Source organism: Sphingopyxis sp. 113P3, assembly GCF_001278035.1.
Taxonomy (GTDB): Bacteria; Pseudomonadota; Alphaproteobacteria; order Sphingomonadales; family Sphingomonadaceae; genus Sphingopyxis.
On the sequence record NZ_CP009452.1, the window covers coordinates 2,524,248 to 2,540,435 of the forward strand.

The 16,188-nt window shown below is 63.0% G+C and carries 15 protein-coding genes and 1 tRNA gene; 8 read left to right on the top strand and 8 right to left on the bottom strand.

All coding sequences use genetic code 11. The annotated features are described in order from the left end of the window. Positions 1-4: 4 nt before the first annotated feature. The gene (gene hisI, locus LH20_RS12350) at positions 5-385 is read right to left on the bottom strand and encodes a phosphoribosyl-AMP cyclohydrolase (protein ID WP_053554453.1); all 381 of its coding nucleotides are present in this window, start codon (positions 383-385) and stop codon (positions 5-7) included. A 132-nt stretch (positions 386-517) separates the two neighbouring features. Between hisI and purF the strand changes: the two genes are divergently transcribed. From purF to LH20_RS12365, 3 genes are all read left to right on the top strand, one after another. Further along, a complete protein-coding gene (gene purF, locus LH20_RS12355) occupies positions 518-1,975 on the top strand; it encodes an amidophosphoribosyltransferase (protein WP_053554454.1) in 1,458 nt (485 codons plus the stop codon). A 4-nt stretch (positions 1,976-1,979) separates the two neighbouring features. Continuing rightward, entirely contained in the window at positions 1,980-2,714 is a 735-nt protein-coding gene (locus LH20_RS12360; RefSeq protein WP_053554455.1) for an SDR family NAD(P)-dependent oxidoreductase, read from the top strand. A 62-nt stretch (positions 2,715-2,776) separates the two neighbouring features. After that, positions 2,777-3,163 (top strand): hypothetical protein, encoded by a 387-nt coding sequence (locus LH20_RS12365; RefSeq protein WP_053554456.1) that lies wholly within the window; start codon positions 2,777-2,779, stop codon positions 3,161-3,163. A gap of 46 nt (positions 3,164-3,209) precedes the next feature. On the opposite strand, the gene LH20_RS12370 is transcribed toward LH20_RS12365, so the two are convergent. The 4 genes from LH20_RS12370 to LH20_RS12385 all read right to left on the bottom strand — a co-directional run bounded on the left by LH20_RS12370 (position 3,210) and on the right by LH20_RS12385 (position 8,805). Then, the gene (locus LH20_RS12370; protein WP_053554457.1) at positions 3,210-4,382 is read right to left on the bottom strand and encodes a serine hydrolase domain-containing protein; all 1,173 of its coding nucleotides are present in this window, start codon (positions 4,380-4,382) and stop codon (positions 3,210-3,212) included. A 21-nt stretch (positions 4,383-4,403) separates the two neighbouring features. Continuing rightward, complete coding sequence (locus tag LH20_RS12375) at positions 4,404-5,684, bottom strand: SAM-dependent methyltransferase (protein ID WP_053554458.1); 1,281 nt, start codon at positions 5,682-5,684, stop codon at positions 4,404-4,406. A 187-nt stretch (positions 5,685-5,871) separates the two neighbouring features. Continuing rightward, positions 5,872-6,909: a 2-oxoacid:ferredoxin oxidoreductase subunit beta gene (locus LH20_RS12380; RefSeq protein ID WP_053554459.1), complete on the bottom strand. Its 1,038-nt coding sequence runs from the start codon at positions 6,907-6,909 to the stop codon at positions 5,872-5,874. Between the two features lie 33 nt (positions 6,910-6,942). Next, positions 6,943-8,805: a 2-oxoacid:acceptor oxidoreductase subunit alpha gene (locus LH20_RS12385; RefSeq protein WP_053554460.1), complete on the bottom strand. Its 1,863-nt coding sequence runs from the start codon at positions 8,803-8,805 to the stop codon at positions 6,943-6,945. A 200-nt stretch (positions 8,806-9,005) separates the two neighbouring features. Between LH20_RS12385 and LH20_RS12390 the strand changes: the two genes are divergently transcribed. Then, entirely contained in the window at positions 9,006-9,947 is a 942-nt protein-coding gene (locus LH20_RS12390) for an alpha/beta hydrolase (RefSeq protein WP_053556272.1), read from the top strand. After that, positions 9,944-10,420 carry an RNA pyrophosphohydrolase gene (locus LH20_RS12395; RefSeq protein WP_053554461.1) on the top strand — a complete coding sequence of 159 codons (477 nt, stop codon included), beginning with the start codon at positions 9,944-9,946 and terminating at the stop codon, positions 10,418-10,420. Before LH20_RS12390 ends, LH20_RS12395 begins: the two co-directional genes overlap by 4 nt. On the opposite strand, the gene LH20_RS12400 is transcribed toward LH20_RS12395, so the two are convergent. Continuing rightward, on the bottom strand, positions 10,381-11,070 hold the full coding sequence (locus LH20_RS12400; RefSeq protein ID WP_053554462.1) for a uracil-DNA glycosylase: 690 nt from the start codon (positions 11,068-11,070) through the stop codon (positions 10,381-10,383). The two genes, LH20_RS12395 and LH20_RS12400, sit on opposite strands and share 40 nt — an antisense overlap. A gap of 23 nt (positions 11,071-11,093) precedes the next feature. Between LH20_RS12400 and folK the strand changes: the two genes are divergently transcribed. The 3 genes from folK to LH20_RS12415 all read left to right on the top strand — a co-directional run bounded on the left by folK (position 11,094) and on the right by LH20_RS12415 (position 13,539). Further along, positions 11,094-11,630, top strand: coding sequence for a 2-amino-4-hydroxy-6-hydroxymethyldihydropteridine diphosphokinase (gene folK, locus LH20_RS12405; RefSeq protein WP_053554463.1), 537 nt, complete (start codon positions 11,094-11,096; stop codon positions 11,628-11,630). A 41-nt stretch (positions 11,631-11,671) separates the two neighbouring features. Next, positions 11,672-11,747, top strand: a tRNA-Lys gene (locus tag LH20_RS12410). A 595-nt stretch (positions 11,748-12,342) separates the two neighbouring features. Beyond that, the gene (locus tag LH20_RS12415) at positions 12,343-13,539 is read left to right on the top strand and encodes an APC family permease (RefSeq protein WP_200905370.1); all 1,197 of its coding nucleotides are present in this window, start codon (positions 12,343-12,345) and stop codon (positions 13,537-13,539) included. A 178-nt stretch (positions 13,540-13,717) separates the two neighbouring features. Here the strand turns inward: LH20_RS12415 and LH20_RS12420 are convergent, their stop codons facing one another. Both LH20_RS12420 and LH20_RS12425 read right to left on the bottom strand, forming a co-directional pair. Beyond that, positions 13,718-14,383 (bottom strand): glutamine amidotransferase-related protein, encoded by a 666-nt coding sequence (locus tag LH20_RS12420; RefSeq protein WP_200905371.1) that lies wholly within the window; start codon positions 14,381-14,383, stop codon positions 13,718-13,720. A gap of 709 nt (positions 14,384-15,092) precedes the next feature. Continuing rightward, positions 15,093-16,073 carry an NAD(P)H-dependent flavin oxidoreductase gene (locus tag LH20_RS12425; RefSeq protein ID WP_053554465.1) on the bottom strand — a complete coding sequence of 327 codons (981 nt, stop codon included), beginning with the start codon at positions 16,071-16,073 and terminating at the stop codon, positions 15,093-15,095. Positions 16,074-16,188 lie beyond the last annotated feature (115 nt).

Genomic DNA, 16,188 nt, shown 5'->3' on the forward strand with positions numbered 1-16,188 from the left:
CCAGCTAGCCCTGCGCATCATCGTCGAGGAACGTCAGGGTCCCGTCGTCCTCCACCCGGCGATAAAAGCAGGAACGGCGCCCGGTGTGGCAAGCGGGGCCCGCGGGTCGCACGACCAGAAACAGCGCGTCCTGATCGCAATCGACACGCATCTCCACCATCGACAATCCGTTGCCGGAGGTCTCGCCCTTGCGCCACAGCGCGCCGCGCGAGCGCGACCAGAAATGCGCCTGCCCGGTTTCCCGCGTCAGCCGGATTGCTTCTGCATTCATATGCGCGACCATCAACAGTGCGTGGGTGTCCGCCTCGACGACGATCGCGGTTACCAGCCCCGCGGCATCGAAGCGGGGCAGGAAGCGGTCGGTGGTGTCGCGCGGGTCGGCCATGCAGGCGCTTTAGGACAGCCACAAGGTGGCTGAAAAGGCCCCTTGGCGAAAAGAGTCCAAACAAGGGGGCGACATTTGCCTTCGGCCCTCCTATATGCGCGCCAGTTGCCGCCCCCAACGCCCCGGATCATCATGCTGACGACCCATCCTTTCGACGACGACAAACTCCGCGAGGAGTGCGGCGTCTTTGGCATTCATGGCGCCGATAGCGCCGCCGCCGTGGTTGCCCTTGGCCTCCATGCACTGCAGCATCGCGGACAGGAAGCGGCTGGCATCACCGCCTTTGACGGCAGGGAGTTTCACTCGCATCGGGCAATGGGTCATGTCGCGGGCAATTTCGACCGTGACGACATCATGCGTCAGCTCGGCGGTGCATCCGCGATCGGCCATGTCCGCTATTCAACCACCGGCGAGACCGCGCTGCGCAATGTCCAGCCGCTGTTCGCCGACCTTGCAACCGGTGGTTTCGCCGTCGCGCACAACGGCAATATCTCGAATGCGACGGCGCTGCGGAAAATTCTCGTTCGCCGCGGTTCGATCTTCCAATCGACCAGCGATACCGAGGTCATCATCCACCTTGTCGCAACCTCGAGCTATCGCACCTTGCTCGACCGCTTCATTGACGCACTGAAGCAGGTCGAGGGCGCCTATTCGCTGATCGTCCTGACCGCAGAGGGCATGATCGGCTGCCGTGATCCGCTGGGCATCCGTCCGCTTGTCATCGGCAAGCTCAACGACGCCTTCATCCTCGCCTCAGAAACGGTGGCGCTTGATGTCGTCGGCGCAGAGTTCGTCCGCTCGGTCGAACCCGGCGAACTCGTCATCATCCGCGACGGCGAACTGACCTCGCACCATCCGTTCGCGGATCGGCCCGCGCGCCCGTGCATCTTCGAATATGTCTATTTCTCGCGCCCGGATTCGATCGTCGACGGCACGAGCGTCTATTCGGTACGCAAGGCGATCGGCGCGGAACTCGCGCGCGAGAACCCCGTCGAGGCCGATCTGGTCATTCCCGTCCCCGACTCGGGCACGCCGGCGGCGATCGGTTATGCGCAGGAATCGGGCATTCCCTTTGAACTTGGCATCATTCGCTCGCATTATGTCGGGCGTACCTTCATCCAGCCGGGCGACAAGGTCCGGCACCTCGGCGTCAAGTTGAAGCACAATGCCAACAAGGCGCTGATCACGGGCAAGCGGATCGTGCTGATCGACGATTCGATCGTGCGCGGGACGACCAGCCTGAAAATCGTGCAGATGATGCGCGATGCGGGCGCGGCCGAGGTGCACATGCGCATCGCGAGCCCGCCGACCCAACATAGCTGCTTCTATGGCGTCGACACGCCCGAACGCGCCAAGCTGCTCGCGGCGCAGATGACGATCGGCCAGATGGCGAATTTCATAAACGCCGACAGCCTCGCCTTCCTGACCATTGACGGTCTCTATCGCGCGCTTGGCGAAGTGAAGCGCAATGACGATATCCCGCAATATTGCGACGCCTGCTTTACCGGCGACTATCCGACCACGCTGACAGATTTCGATGAGCACGCGCTGGAGGATCAATTTTCGTTGCTTGCTGAACGAGTTGTCTGAAATAATGAGCAGAACGTCACAAGAGCTTGCTGGCCAGGTTGCGCTCGTTACCGGCGCGAGCCGCGGTATAGGGGAAGCGATTGCCTTTTCGCTCGGGACCCGCGGTGCCCACGTCGTCATTACCGCGCGCACTGCGGGAGGACTCGAAGAGCTTGAGGACCGCATTCACAACGCCGGCGGTAGCGCGACCATTGCGCCGCTCGACTTGACCGACGGCGATAGCATCGCCCGCCTCGCGAGTGCGATGGCCGAACGCTGGCAACAGCTCGACATGCTCGTCCTCAACGCCGCAATGCTCGGCACGCTGACCCCCGTGGGCGCGATTGATGGCAAGGAATTCAACAAGCTGCTGACCTTGAATCTGGTCGCGCAGCAGGCCTTGATCGCCAACTTCGACCCGCTGCTCCGTCGCGCGGCAAGCGGCCGCCTGCTCGCGCTGTCGACCGGCGTTGCGCGCGAGCCCCGCGCCTATTGGGGCGCCTATGCAGCGTCGAAAGCGGCGCTTGAGGTGCTGGTGACCAGCTACGGCGCCGAAATGCGCAATATCTCCAACGTTCGCACCGCAATCCTCAATCCCGGCGGCACCCGCACCCAGATGCGCGCGCGCGCCTATCCGGGCGAGGATCCACAGAGCATCAAGGAACCCGCCGCAGTCGGCGAGTTCGTTGCGAAACTAATGATCGACGGCTTCGACAGCACCGATTATCACGCGCTGCCCAAGGTGATGGCCGACGCTTAACGCGATCTTTGCTTTCCCCTGTATAGGAAGCCGCTGGTTCGCATTTTGCAAAAGGCATCGCCATGGCCAGCACATTTCTCCGTTCGATCATCGCAACCGCCGTCGGGATTCTCGTCGCTTTCGCTCTCATCCTGCTCGCGCAATATGCGGGCGGCGAGGTGTCGCCCGAGGCCTATGACCCGGCAACCGGCGAGATATTGATCCCCGCGGGCGCCACCGTCGCGCTGGTCATCGGCTGGTTTGCGGGCGCCTTCGCCGGCGGATGGGTCGCGATGCGCGTCTCGGGCCGCGCCGGACCGGGCTGGATCGTCGCGGGCGCGGTGATCGGCGCCGGCATCTACCGCGCGGTCACCCTGGCCGATGCCGGTTGGATGATGGCGCTCGGGGTTCTTGTCCCGCTCGCGGCCGCCTGGGCGGCGCAGCGCACGACGAGCCTCGCTGCGAGTTAAGGGCCCGTCACCCCAGCGCGTGCCGGGATGACGAGATAAGGCAATCTCAGTCGGCTTCGCGGTCCACCGCAGCCTGCACCGCCCTGTAAAAAGCCTCGCGCGCCGCGCCGACGCCCTCGGGGTCGGTGGCTGCGGGCCAGTTGCCGTTCGAGGCGATCACCAGCTTTCGCTTCGGGTCGATGAAAATGCCCTGGCCAAAGATGCCCTGCGCGGCAAAGCTGCCATCGTCGTTGGTCCACCATTGATAGCCATAGCCGCGGCCCGGAATGTCGATGTCCGCCTGCTTGGTGGTTGCCGCGGCGAGCCAGTCGTCCGGCAACACTTTCTGACCATCCGCAACGCCGCCACCGAGGATGAACTGACCGAACCGCGCATAGTCGCGCAGGCTGGCCGACATGCAGCAGCCGCTGATCTCGTGGCCCGTCGGCCCGAGCATCCACACCGCGTCCTGCTCCATGCCAAAGGGCTTCCAGACCTTTTCCGACAGATAGTCGGACAGCGTCTTGCCCGTCGCGCTCGACACCAGAACGCCGATCAGATTGGTTTCGCCGGTCTTGTAGACCCACTTTGAACCTGCGGGCGCTTCGCGCGGTAAGGTCTTCATATAGCTGACGGTTATATCCTCGCCTGCAACCGGCTTCTGGAGGTTGAACTGCGCGACATCGGACTTGGGATCGGTATAATCCTCGTTCCATTTGACGCCGGAGGTCATGGTGAGCAGCTGGCGCACGCTGACATCGTCATAGGCCGATCCCTTGAGACCGGGAATATAGGCCGTCACCTTGTCGTCGAGGCTCTTGATATAGCCATCCTTCACCGCCGCACCGACAAGGGTCGAGGTGAAGCTCTTTGCGACCGAAAAGCTGGTCCAGCGGCCCGTGGCGCCATAGCCGAGCGCATATTTCTCGAGCCGGACCTTCCCGTCCTGAACGATGATCAGTCCAGCATTGCGCTGCTTCGCCATATAAGCGTCGACATCGACGCCGACGTCGAGCGCAGGGCCATCGGGCAGCGGATAGGCGGTCCCGCCCGCCTTGATCGTGTGGACGACGACCTTGGGAACGGTTTCCATGGTACGAAAGGCGGCGTCGCGTTGATCCTGGCTCCAGAACAGCACATTCAGATCCTCTGGCAGATTATCGGTGACCTGGGTTGCAGCGGGCGTTCCATAGCCCACCGCAGCGGCGCAGAGCAGCGCCGCCGCTAGATATCGTCGCATCAACCTTCCTCTCCCCTGTTTTCAGACATTCTTTTCGAGTGTTACCTGGGCGACGTCGATACCGCCGCCGCGGAAGCCGCCTTCGCAATATTGGAGGTAATAGCGCCACAGTCGCACAAAGCGCTCGTCGAACCCGGCGGGAAGCTGCCCCGACGCGACGACGGCGTCGAAGCGCTCGCGCCACCGACGCAGCGTTTCGGCATAATCCTCGCCAAAGCGCCGCACATCACGCCAGGCCAGTCCTCGCGCCTCCGCCAGCGCGCGGAAGCGGCTTTCGGAGATCAGGCAGCCGCCGGGGAAGATATAAGCCTGGATGAAGTCGCTGCCCGCCGCATAGGCCTCGAACAACGTGTCCTTGATCATGATGTACTGGATCGCTGCCTTGCCGCCGGGGCGCAGCAAGCGGGCGATCGCGTCGAGATAGGCGGGCCAATAGGCGTGCCCGACCGCCTCGACCATCTCGACGCTCGCTATCGCGTCGAACGGTCCCTGCACGTCCCGATAGTCGCAAAGCTCGACCTTCGATCGGCCGACAAGATCGACCGCCGCAATACGCGTCGCAGCGACCTCTGCCTGCGCAGGCGACAAGGTGATGCCCGTGTAAAGAACGTCGTGCCGCTCGACGGCGCGCTCGGCAAGGGCGCCCCAGCCGCAGCCGATCTCGAGCAACCGGCTGCCCGAGCGAAGGTCGAGCCGGTCAAGGATCGCGTCGACCTTGGCATTCTGCGCCTCATCGAGCGTCATTTCGGGGCTTGCGAACAGCGCGCTCGAATAATTCATTTTGGAATCGAGCCACAAGCGATAGAAATCATTGCCTAAATCATAATGAGCATGGATGTTTCGCTTTGCCCCGCGGCGGCTGTTGCGGTTGAAGGCGTGGACCAAGCCATTCACCCAGCGCCACGGTCCGTGCGCGCGGCCGACGCTGCCGAGCGCTTCGCCGTTGCGCATGAACAGGTCGAACAGCGGCACGGGGTCGGGCGACGACCATTCGTCGTGCTCCCAGGCGCGATACCACCCAACGGACCCCGTTAGCGCGAGTCGCGCCAGCGCGGCCCAGCTATGCAGATGGACGACGGCGGTGGGCCCTTCATCCCGCGCGCCCAGAATCCGCACGCTGCCGTCGGGCAGATGGCCCTCCAGCGTGCCATAATCGAGGCCGCGGTCGATGCGGTCGAGCATGCGGTGGAACACGCCCGACGGCGCGTGCGCCATCAGCCACGCCAGCCCGCCGCCCGAGCGAAACACCCGGTCGGCACGCAGCAATTCCTTGCCGCGGCGGGGACTGACATGCGTGTTCATTGCATCTTTGTGCCGCAAATGCAGCGGCCTGACAATCGCCTGTGGCATGACGTCATGCCGCCGGTTGGCGTATTCGGCGCAGGAAATGCCCCGTCGCGTCGCAAGTCACGCGGTACGATAGACGTCGGCGTCCATGTCGACTTGTGCGCGGCGTGCGCTTACCAGCCCGGGCAGGAGCCCCTGGCGATCAGAGCTCGGGTCCGCCTTCCTTGACGGTCCACGTCTGCCCCTTCTTGAGCAACCCCTGCAGATCGGCAGTCTTGCCTTCACGCGCCGCCTGGTTCTGGCGAACGACGTCGGCCTCGAAGGTCGGACGCGGGTCGTCGTAGAGGACGCCGAGCGCCATCGGAAATTCGCCGAACCGCATCTCGACGAGCATGTGCGCAACGCTGCGGTTGGTGACGTCATGGACGATCACGCCCGCGGCCTTCCAGTCGCCATCGGCGACGTCGACGACCTTCAGCGTCAGTGCCTCATTGTCGAGCGCGATGCCCTTCGTGCCCTTCGCGAACAGCATCGGCTCGCCGTTCACCAGCCAGAGCTGACGATCTTCGGCGCCCTTGGGCGCGGCGAAGTCCTGGAACACATCCTTGTTGTAGACGATGCAATTCTGAAAAATCTCGACGAACGCCGTTCCCTTATGCGCGTGCGCTGCCTTCAGGACGTTCGGCAATTCCTTCGACACGTCGAAGCCCCGCGCGACGAAGCGGGCGCCCGAGCCCAGCGCGAAGGCGCAGGGCTGCGCGGGACGATCGACCGAGCCATAGGGGGTCGAGGGGCTGTTGGTGCCGACGCGACTGGTCGGCGAATATTGCCCCTTGGTCAGCCCGTAGATCTCGTTGTTGAACAGCATGATCTGGCAATCGAGATTGCGGCGGATGAGGTGCATCGTATGATTGCCGCCGATCGAAAGCCCGTCGCCATCGCCGGTGACGATCCAGATGTCGAGCTCCGGATTGGCGAGCTTCAGCCCCGTGGCGAACGCTGGCGCCCGGCCGTGGATCGTGTGGAAGCCATAGGTTTCCATATAATAGGGAAAGCGCGACGAGCAGCCGATGCCGCTGATGAACACGGTCTTTTCAGGCGGCGTCCCGGTTTCGGGCATGGTGCGCTGCACCGCCTTCAGGATCGCATAGTCGCCGCAGCCGGGGCACCAGCGGACCTCCTGGTCGCTTTCCCAGTCCTTGAGCGTGGTCGTCTTCGCGATGGTGGTCATCTCGTTCATGGTCGTTCCTCTCGGGGCAACAACGCTTTCGCGTCAGCCCAGCGCCTCCTCGATGGCGGCTTCGATTTCGGCGATGCGGAAGGGCTGCCCCGACACCTTGTTGAGCGGCTTCGCATCGACAAGATACTGGTCGCGCAGCACCGTCTTGAGCTGCCCCGTGTTCATCTCGGGGACGATTACCTTGTCATAACTCCTGAGCAGTTCGCCCAGATTGCCGGGGAGCGGCCAGATGTGACGGATGTGGATATGGCTGACGTCATGGCCCTCGGCGCGCTTACGGCGCACTGCCTGATGGATCGGACCGAAGGTCGAGCCCCAACCTACCACCGCGAGATTGCCACCCTCGGCGCCGAGCTCGACGATCTGGTCGGGAATGCGAATGCCGTCGACCTTCGCCTTGCGGAGATTGGTCATCGCCTGATGGTTTTCGGGGTTGTAGTTGAGGTGGCCTGTATCGACCTCCTTCTCGATGCCGCCGATCCGGTGGAGCAGCCCGGGCGTGCCGGGCTTGACCCAAGGCCGCGCCAGCTTTTCGTCGCGGCTGTAGGGTTTGAAACCGCCTTCGGGAACCTCGGTCAGAAACTCGACCGGGAAAGCCTCATAGGCCGTCAGATCGGGCACTGCCCACGGCTCGGCCGCATTGGCGATATAACCGTCGGTCAGCAGCATCACCGGGGTCATATATTGCGTAGCGATCCGGCACGCCTCGATCGCACATTCAAAGGCGTCCCCCGGCGAGCGCGCTGCGATGACGGGCATCGGCGCGTCGCCGTTGCGGCCATAGACCGCCTGATAAAGGTCCGACTGCTCGGTCTTGGTGGGAAGGCCTGTCGAGGGGCCGCCGCGCTGCGAATTGACGATGACGAGAGGGAGCTCGGTCATGATCGCAAGACCCATCGCCTCCCCCTTCAGCGCGATACCGGGCCCCGACGAGCTGGTAACGCCCAGCGAACCGCCATAGCTTGCGCCGATCGCGGCGCAGATCGCGGCGATCTCATCCTCGGCCTGGAAAGTCGTGACGTCATATTCCTTGAGCCGCGACAGATGATGGAGGATCGCCGACGCCGGCGTAATCGGATAGCCGCCGAAGAACATAGGCAGTTTCGCCAGCTGCGCCCCCGCGACAAGGCCGAGTGCGATGCCCTCGGCGCCCGTCAGCGTCCGGTAGAGGCCTGGCGCGACCGGCGCAGGCGCGACATGATGCTGCTTGAGTGGACCCGCCAGTTCGGCGGTCTCGCCATAGGCATGGCCTGCGTTGAGCGCGGCGATATTGGCTTCGGCGAGTTCGGGCGCCTTCGCAAACTTCGCCTTGAGCCATTCGATCAGCGGCGCGCGATCGCGGTCGAACATCCAGAGCGCAAGCCCCAGCGTCCACATATTCTTGCAGCGCAGCGCTTCCTTGTTGCCGAGGCCGAAGGGCTTCACTGCGTCCATTGTCAGCTGGCTGATGTTGAGTTTCAGCAGCTGCCACTTCGCGAGACTGCCATCCTCGAGCGGGTTCGACTCATATTTCGCCTTGGCGAGATTGCGGTCATTGAACTCTCCGGAGTCGGCGATGATCAGCCCGCCGGGCTTCAATGACGGGACGTTGGTCTTGAGCGCTGCCGGGTTCATCGCGACGAGCACGTCGGGCGCATCGCCCGCGGTCGTGATCTCGCTCGACCCGAAGTTGATCTGGAAGGCCGAGACGCCAAAGAGCGTTCCCTGCGGGGCGCGGATTTCGGCGGGAAAATCGGGGAAGGTCGCAAGGTCGTTGCCCGCGAGCGCGGTGGAAAGGGTGAACTGGCCGCCCGTCAACTGCATCCCGTCGCCGGAGTCGCCGGCGAACCGCACCACCACCGCGTCGGAAAGGGGGGACTGCCGCTTGTCGGCTAGGTCCTCAACCGCTGTCGCCATTATGTCTTCTGCCTTCACCAAGTTTGCCAGTTTGCGAGATGGGCCTAGGCCCCTCGACCGCAAGCCGCAATTCAGAAAAAATTGTGCACTGCAAAGCGCGGACCCCCGGTGAGTTTCATTTCGCCATTGAAGTTTGACTGGCGATGACGAATAGCTGGCATCCGAAAATGATGATCGAAAAAAGAGAGGGACCCGACAGGATGACCGACGGCACCACCCATTATACGCGCCCCGACGTGGCGGCCTTTCTCGCCTTCCTCAACGCGCAGGAGGGACCAAAGATGGAGGAACTGCCGCCCGAAGCCGGGCGCGCGATGATGCGCGCAATGGGAGAGCTTGCCGACGCACCGCGGGGGGAGATCGCGCATGTCGAGGACCGGACGATTCCCGGACCTGCGGGTGATATTCCGGTCCGCATCTATGATAATCGTCCGGGCCGCGAAGCGGGACCGGTGATGCTCTTTTATCATGGCGGCGGCTGGGTGATCGGCGATCTGGAGACGCACGATCCCTATTGCGCCGAAGCCGCGCGCCAGCTCGACATGCCGGTGATCGCGGTCGATTATCGCCTCGCGCCCGAACATCCCTTTCCCGCTGCGCCCGAGGATTGCGAGGCGGCGACGCGCTGGGTCGCCGACAATATCCCCTGCACCGGCCTCGTCCTCTCGGGCGACAGCGCCGGGGGGAACCTGACCATCGCGACCGCGCTGACGCTGCGCGACAAGCCGGCGTCGAAGGCGGTGATCGCGATCCACCCCATTTATCCCGCCGTGACCACCCATTATGACTGGCAGAGCTATCGCGACTTCAAGGAAGGGCATCTGCTGACCGAAGGCGGGATGAAATGGTTTGGCGACCAATATGCTGCCGACCCCGACGATTATCGCGCCGCGCCGATCGATTTCCCCGCCGAGGGCCTTCCGCCGACGCTGCTCGTAACGGCGAGTCTCGACCCGCTGCGCGATCAGGGCCGCGCCTATGCCGCAAAGCTGATCGAGGCGGGGGTGCCGACCACATATCGCGAGGCGAAGGGCAGCATTCACGGTTATATCTGCCTCACCAAGGCCATCCCGAGCGCAGCCGTCGACGTCAGGGGCAATCTGGCTGTGCTCAAGACTATGATCGCCGAAGCCACCGCATGAACGGCTACAGCCACCTTCCCTATCGCCCCTGCGCCGGAGTGATGCTCGCAAACCGCGACGGGCGCGTCTTCGTCGGCCAGCGACTCGATACGACGAGCGAGGCGTGGCAGATGCCGCAGGGCGGCATCGACCCCGGCGAAGAGGCGGAGGAGGCTGCGATCCGCGAGCTGGGCGAGGAAACCGGCGTGCACGGCGGGCTGGTCGAGATCATCGCGCGCAGCCGTCAGGAATATTTTTACGATCTGCCCGACCATCTCGTCGGCAAGATGTGGGGCGGCCAATATCGCGGCCAGCGCCAGTACTGGTTCCTGATGCGCTTCATGGGGGAGGACAGCGACGTCAATATTCACACCGAGCACCAGGAATTTCGCGCCTGGCGCTGGGCGGAACTGGACGAGATCGAAAGGCTGATCGTCCCCTTCAAGCGCGCGCTCTATCGCGGGCTGGTCGAGGAGTTCGGCCCGCTCGTCTGATCCCGGAGGGCGAGTGCGGCGCGAAAGACGTCGGCCAACATCTGGGGCGTCAGCCGCCCCGTGTTCGTGTTGTAGCGTGAGCAATGATAGCTGTCGACGAGGTGGCACCCGTCAGGAAGGCAATGCACGGCCCCGTGCGCGAAACGAAAGGCCCCGAGTCGCAACCCGGCGGCTCGCAGCGCCGCATCATGCGCAATCCGTCCCAGCGCGATGATTACCCGAACCTGGGGCAAGGCGGCGAGTTGCGGTTCGAAGAATGTCCGGCATGCGGCGATCTCGCTCGGCAGCGGCTTATTCTGCGGGGGAAGGCATTTGACGCTGTTGACCATGATAGCGCCGTCGAGGGCCATTCCGTCGTCGACGCGTGCTTCATATTGACCCTTGCTCAGACCGAAAGCGGTGAGCGTCGCGAACAACAGATCGCCGGCATAATCGCCGGTGAAGGGCCTTCCCGTGCGGTTGGCGCCATGCTTGCCGGGCGCGAGCCCCACGATAGCAAGCCAGGCATGGGGATCACCAAAGGCCGGGACAGGCGCATTCCACCAGTCCGGATGCTCGGCCCGGCACGCATTGCGCAGCGCCACCAGCCGCGGGCAGCGCGGACAATCGCGTGGCGGTTCGGTACCGGGAAGCGGGCTGGCAATCGCCATCCCGCTGCGATAGGCGCAGCAGCATGACCGGCGCAACGCCCACTCGCAGCGACCCGCTTGCCCTTTACGCCATCGGGCTTGGATCAAATCGCCGCCATGCGCGGCTCGGAGATCCTCGACGCGTACTCATGGCAGCGCTCGCAGCGATAGAGGCCGACGACATCGAACCGGTCGACGCGAGCCCGATCATCGCGACCGCGCCGCTCGGCCCGTCACGGCGGCGCTACGCCAATGCGGCGGTGCTGGTGGCGTCATCGCTCAGCCCGCCCGAAATGCTCGCGCGGCTGAAAGCCATCGAAGCCGCGTTCGGCCGTCGCACCGGCCAGCGGTGGAGCGCCCGCACGCTCGACCTCGACATATTGCTCTGGTCGGGAGGCGCGTGGAGTGACGGCGCGCTCACGATTCCGCACCCGGCGATGACAGAGCGCGCCTTCGTTCTCGGCCCGCTCGCCGCCATCGCGCCGGGCTGGCGCCACCCGATCGCGACGCGCAGCGTCCGTCAGCTCGCCGCGCATCTTCGCCGCCCAAAGCCGGTTGACCACGCCGCCGCACCGCACTAGGGCGGCGGCTCACTTTCGCACGCCGACCGCGGCGATGCGACGGGCCCTTAGCTCAGTCGGTAGAGCAACTGACTTTTAATCAGTAGGTCGCTGGTTCGAACCCAGCAGGGCTCACCATCATCTTCCCGCCATTTCCTGCAGATTTTGCGAGGCAGTGATCAATAATATTCTGACAGAATAAGTGAACGGGACGGACCCTCGCACGGTTTTCATTCCGCGTGAGTCGCCCTGGGTCCCCGGGGCCATTGAGGTGGGATAAACCGGATTGGTCGCTTGATCGCGGGGGCAGTGTCCTAGCAAATATCCCCGTGGCGGTCCGAACCTGGAGTCTGCAGCCGCGCGCCCCTAGTCACAATTCAAGATCGGTAATCGAAGATGTTGGGCGAGTTCGGTGGGCCGACACCGTCAGGAATCCAGCCTGCTGGCGACCCCACCATCCGCCTTGGGCTTCGCCTGATACCAATGATATCTTGGATGGCCATACCGGGCGAATGCGGCTAGTTTGTCCGGCGCCGATCGGTGGCGGCAGGTTGTGGCGGATCCATGCCGTGATGCTTCACCCAAGCAGGATGTCGCACGCCGCATTTCATGCCTATACCGATTCCCCCCGCCTTAGATTCCGCTGCCAGGGCGAGTATGGAATGCTGCACTTGATGCGAACGCATTACAGGAGTTGATGGTGGGAAATCGTTCGAGCTCAAATCCAGGGTTGATGAGACGTCTGACCCTCACTCACGCCGTGCTATACGGTGTCGGGGTCACCATTGGGGCTGGCATATATGTTCTGGTCGGGATCGCTGCTGGCCGCAGCGGCATGCACGCTCCACTGGGCTTTTTGATCGCCGCTGTAACCATGGGTCTGACTGCGGCTTCGTTCGCAGAACTTGGTACCCGCATGCCGGTAAGCGCGAGCGAAGCAGCATATGTGGACGCGGCGTTCGGTCGTCGCTGGCTTACTGTCGCGATAGGACTCCTCGTAGTCGCTTCAGCCGCGATTTCGGCTGCGACAATTGCGGCAGGAAGTGTCGGCTATCTCAAGGTTTTCCTCCCGCTACCCTCTGCCTGGATCGTTGTCGGTGTAATTCTTTCGATGGGCGCCATAGCCTGCCTGGCGACGACCCAATCGGTCGCCTTCGCCGGGGTGATGACTCTAATTGAAGTGGGCGGTTTGGCGTTGGTCGTCGCGGCTGGCCTCGCGCAGGGTAGCGAGGCTATCACGCGCTTGCCCGCTATGGTTCCCGCGGCTCTCGATGGTGCCGCGTGGGTCGCAGTCGGCAGCACGACCATAATTGCCGTCTTTGCCTTCATAGGCTTTGAACACCTGGTGAATATTGCCGAAGAACTGAGGGAGCCGAGCCGTACTCTGCCCCGTGCGTTATTCATCACGCTTGGTGTCACGACTCTGCTTTACATGCTCGTCGTGTGGATCTCGGTGATCACCGTTCCGCCAGATGAACTCGCGGAGGCAGCTGCCCCGCTGGCGCTGGTCTTCCAGCGCCTCACCGGCCAACCCCTCGTCTACATGAGTCTCATCGCGATCGTTGCCACGCTCAATGGAATCGTCGTGCACATGATCATGATTGCCCGGGTGCTCTATGGCTTGGCCAAACAGGGCAATCTTCCCGAGCATTTGACCCAGGTGCACAGGACCGCCCGAACACCCATAGTCGCGACAGCCTATGCAATCGCTGCCATTCTCATCTTGACGTTGGCTGTTCCACTTGAAGGACTTGCTGACCTTGCAGCCCAAGGCACGATGATGATCTTCGCGGCGATCAACCTTGCGCTCATCGTCATAAAGCAGCGGAAGGAACCGGCGCCGGCGGGCGCGTTTATTTGCTGGGGCTGGTTGCCATATGCGGGGCTGGCGTCCTCAAGCTTGATGCTGATGCTCAGCGCCTTCGTCTAGCAGGATAAATCATCGTTCCGGCAGTATAAGGATGATCTCACCTTTTGCGGCACGCGCGGTTGATTCCCGCAATTCCCGCGATAAGCACTGATCCGCGCCGCCGTGCCTTCGCCAGGCCGATGCTGCAAATGGGCTTTCGCGCTTATCTTAAGGGCCCATCCACCCGGAAGACCGAACGTCAGCACGCCGTGCCACGGCGCGGCATCGGTACGTTAGTTCTTGTACGGATGAGAAACTGATTGATCCACCCTGCCACCAGCTCGCGGTCGTTTGGGCACCGCAGGCTGGAAATTGCACGGTCTATGTCTTCGTCCCGGATACCCCGGCCACGCCGGCCTTCGGCCAGCGCGATGGCAAAATTAGTTTCGAATTCCGGATGCAATTGCAGCGAAATCGCGGGCTGGTCCTGGTAGGCGATAAAGCCAAGAGGGCAAAACGCGTTGCCCGCGACCACCTCCGACGCCGGGGGCAGTTCGACCACCTGATCCTGATGGGACGCCGTTAGGGTGATTTCGGTCGTTCGGCCTGCCCAAGGCTGTTGCCTCACGATGACGTAGCGATGGTTTCCCATGCCCCACCCTTTGGGCGACCTTGCGACCTTTCCACCGAAAGCTTCTGCCATGACCTGGTGTCCGAAGCAGATTCCGACGAAAGCTGCGTTGCCCTTGGCTGCATTCAAGAACCGCTTGAGGTTGGAAATCCAGGGCGACGCGCCATAGGCGTCACTCGCGGAACCCGTGATGAGATAGGCGGGGCAATGATCAGCGTGCCGAGGCAATTCGCCCTGTTCAACGTCGAATTCGATATAATGATAACGTTCCTCGCCCAGCAGCTTTCGGAACATGTCAGCATAGCTGCCGTAGGCCGAGGCGAGGGCTCGTGGCGGTCCGCCCGCCTTGAGGATGCCAAGCTTTTCCTTGCGTGCTCGCAGGGGCTTGTCCGCCTGGGGACGAGGTCCTGGACCGTGATTGCCACTCATCGGGCGATTATTCTACCGGCGCGCCTTGCAGGCAACCGCCGGGTGGCCCCCCGGGGCCGCGCTGAGCGTGAAGGCCGCTAGGTGAGCGCCATATCCCGCAAGCAAAGGGCCGAAATCGAACGTGCAAACGGGCGACCTCCATTTTCGGCTATGCTGCGGGAATGACCCTGTATCCGAAGATATAATTCTCCCGCCTGCGTAGTATCGGATGGGCCTGGGGTCCTATTCGACTGGCGCAAAACGGGACGCTCTGAGGGCGGCGCCGACGGCAATGATAGTTACCCGCTCCACGCTCCCAGCATGATGTCTCACGGCTCCTCAATGGATGAAGCTGCCCTCTACCTTGCCGACATGGTGTCCAAGCGGATGGGGCTTTCTGGTGGAGACACGAGCGCCGCAACGGCGACGGCCCAAGCGATAGCCGACACTCTCGTATCTTTGCCGATTGGACCGCTGACCTGAAGATGTTCATGGCCTCAGCGCTTAATATTTCCCCCATTGAAGAAGGGCCTGCTGATTGGGCCAGCACGTCGCTGCCTCAAACCCGGCAGGCCTTACCATAACCTTCCTCGATTTATCGCCGGAAGCCGGCGAGGCGCTGGTCAATGATGACGTCCGCCTCGCCGATGATCCGGTCTATGAGTTCCTGGCAGCTGGGGATGTCGTGGATCAGCCCCTGGACCATGCCCGCCCAAAAGACGCCCTTGGACAGGTCGCCGGTTTCGAGGAGTTCGCGGCCCGCCTTGCCGTTCACCAGCTCGGCGACGTCGGCAAAAGTCGCGCCGGGGACGGACAGGCGGCGCACCACCTCTTCAGACACCGCACTCTTGCCGACGCGCGCGGTGTTCTTGAGGCTTCGGAAAATGAGGAAGCTCCCGCGCTCGTCATTGTCGACATAGGCTTGCTTCACATTGTCGTGGATCGGCGCTTCCCTGGTCGCACAAAAGCGGGTGCCCATGTTGATGCCCTCGGCGCCGAGCGACAGCGCTGCAACGAGCCCGCGGCCATCGCCAAAACCGCCCGAGGCGAGCATCGGGATCTTCACCTTGTCCGCGGCGGCCGGAATGAGGATCAGCCCCGGGATATCATCCTCGCCCGGGTGCCCTGCGCATTCGAAGCCGTCGATCGAGATGATATCGCACCCCGCCTTTTCGGCCGACAGGGCGTGGCGAACCGCGGTGCATTTGTGGAGAATGGTGACGCCATGGGGCTTCAGCATCTCCCAAATCTCACGTACCGCCTGGGTGCCTGCGGTTTCGACAATCTTCACCCCGCCATCGATGATCGCCTGGGCGTAGGCCTTGTAGTCTGGCGCGTTGATCGTCGGAAAGACTGTCATGTTCACGCCGAAGGGCTTGTCGGTCATCGACCGGCATTTTTCGATCTCGTCGCGCAGCGCTTCAGGACTCGGCTGAGTGAGTGCCGTCAGAATGCCAAGGCCGCCCGCGTTCGACACCGCGCTCGCCAGTTCGGCATAGCCGACGCTCTGCATGCCACCCTGGACGATCGGGTGTTCGATCCCAAGCATCTCCGTGATCCGCGTCTTGAAAGCCATGCGTTGTTCTCCCTTCCCGATCTTGCCGCTACGGCATTGCTGACTTCACCCTTGAATTAAGTTGACGCTTACGTCAACGTCGGCTCATAGCAAAATGATTAGATAGCGAAGGGAA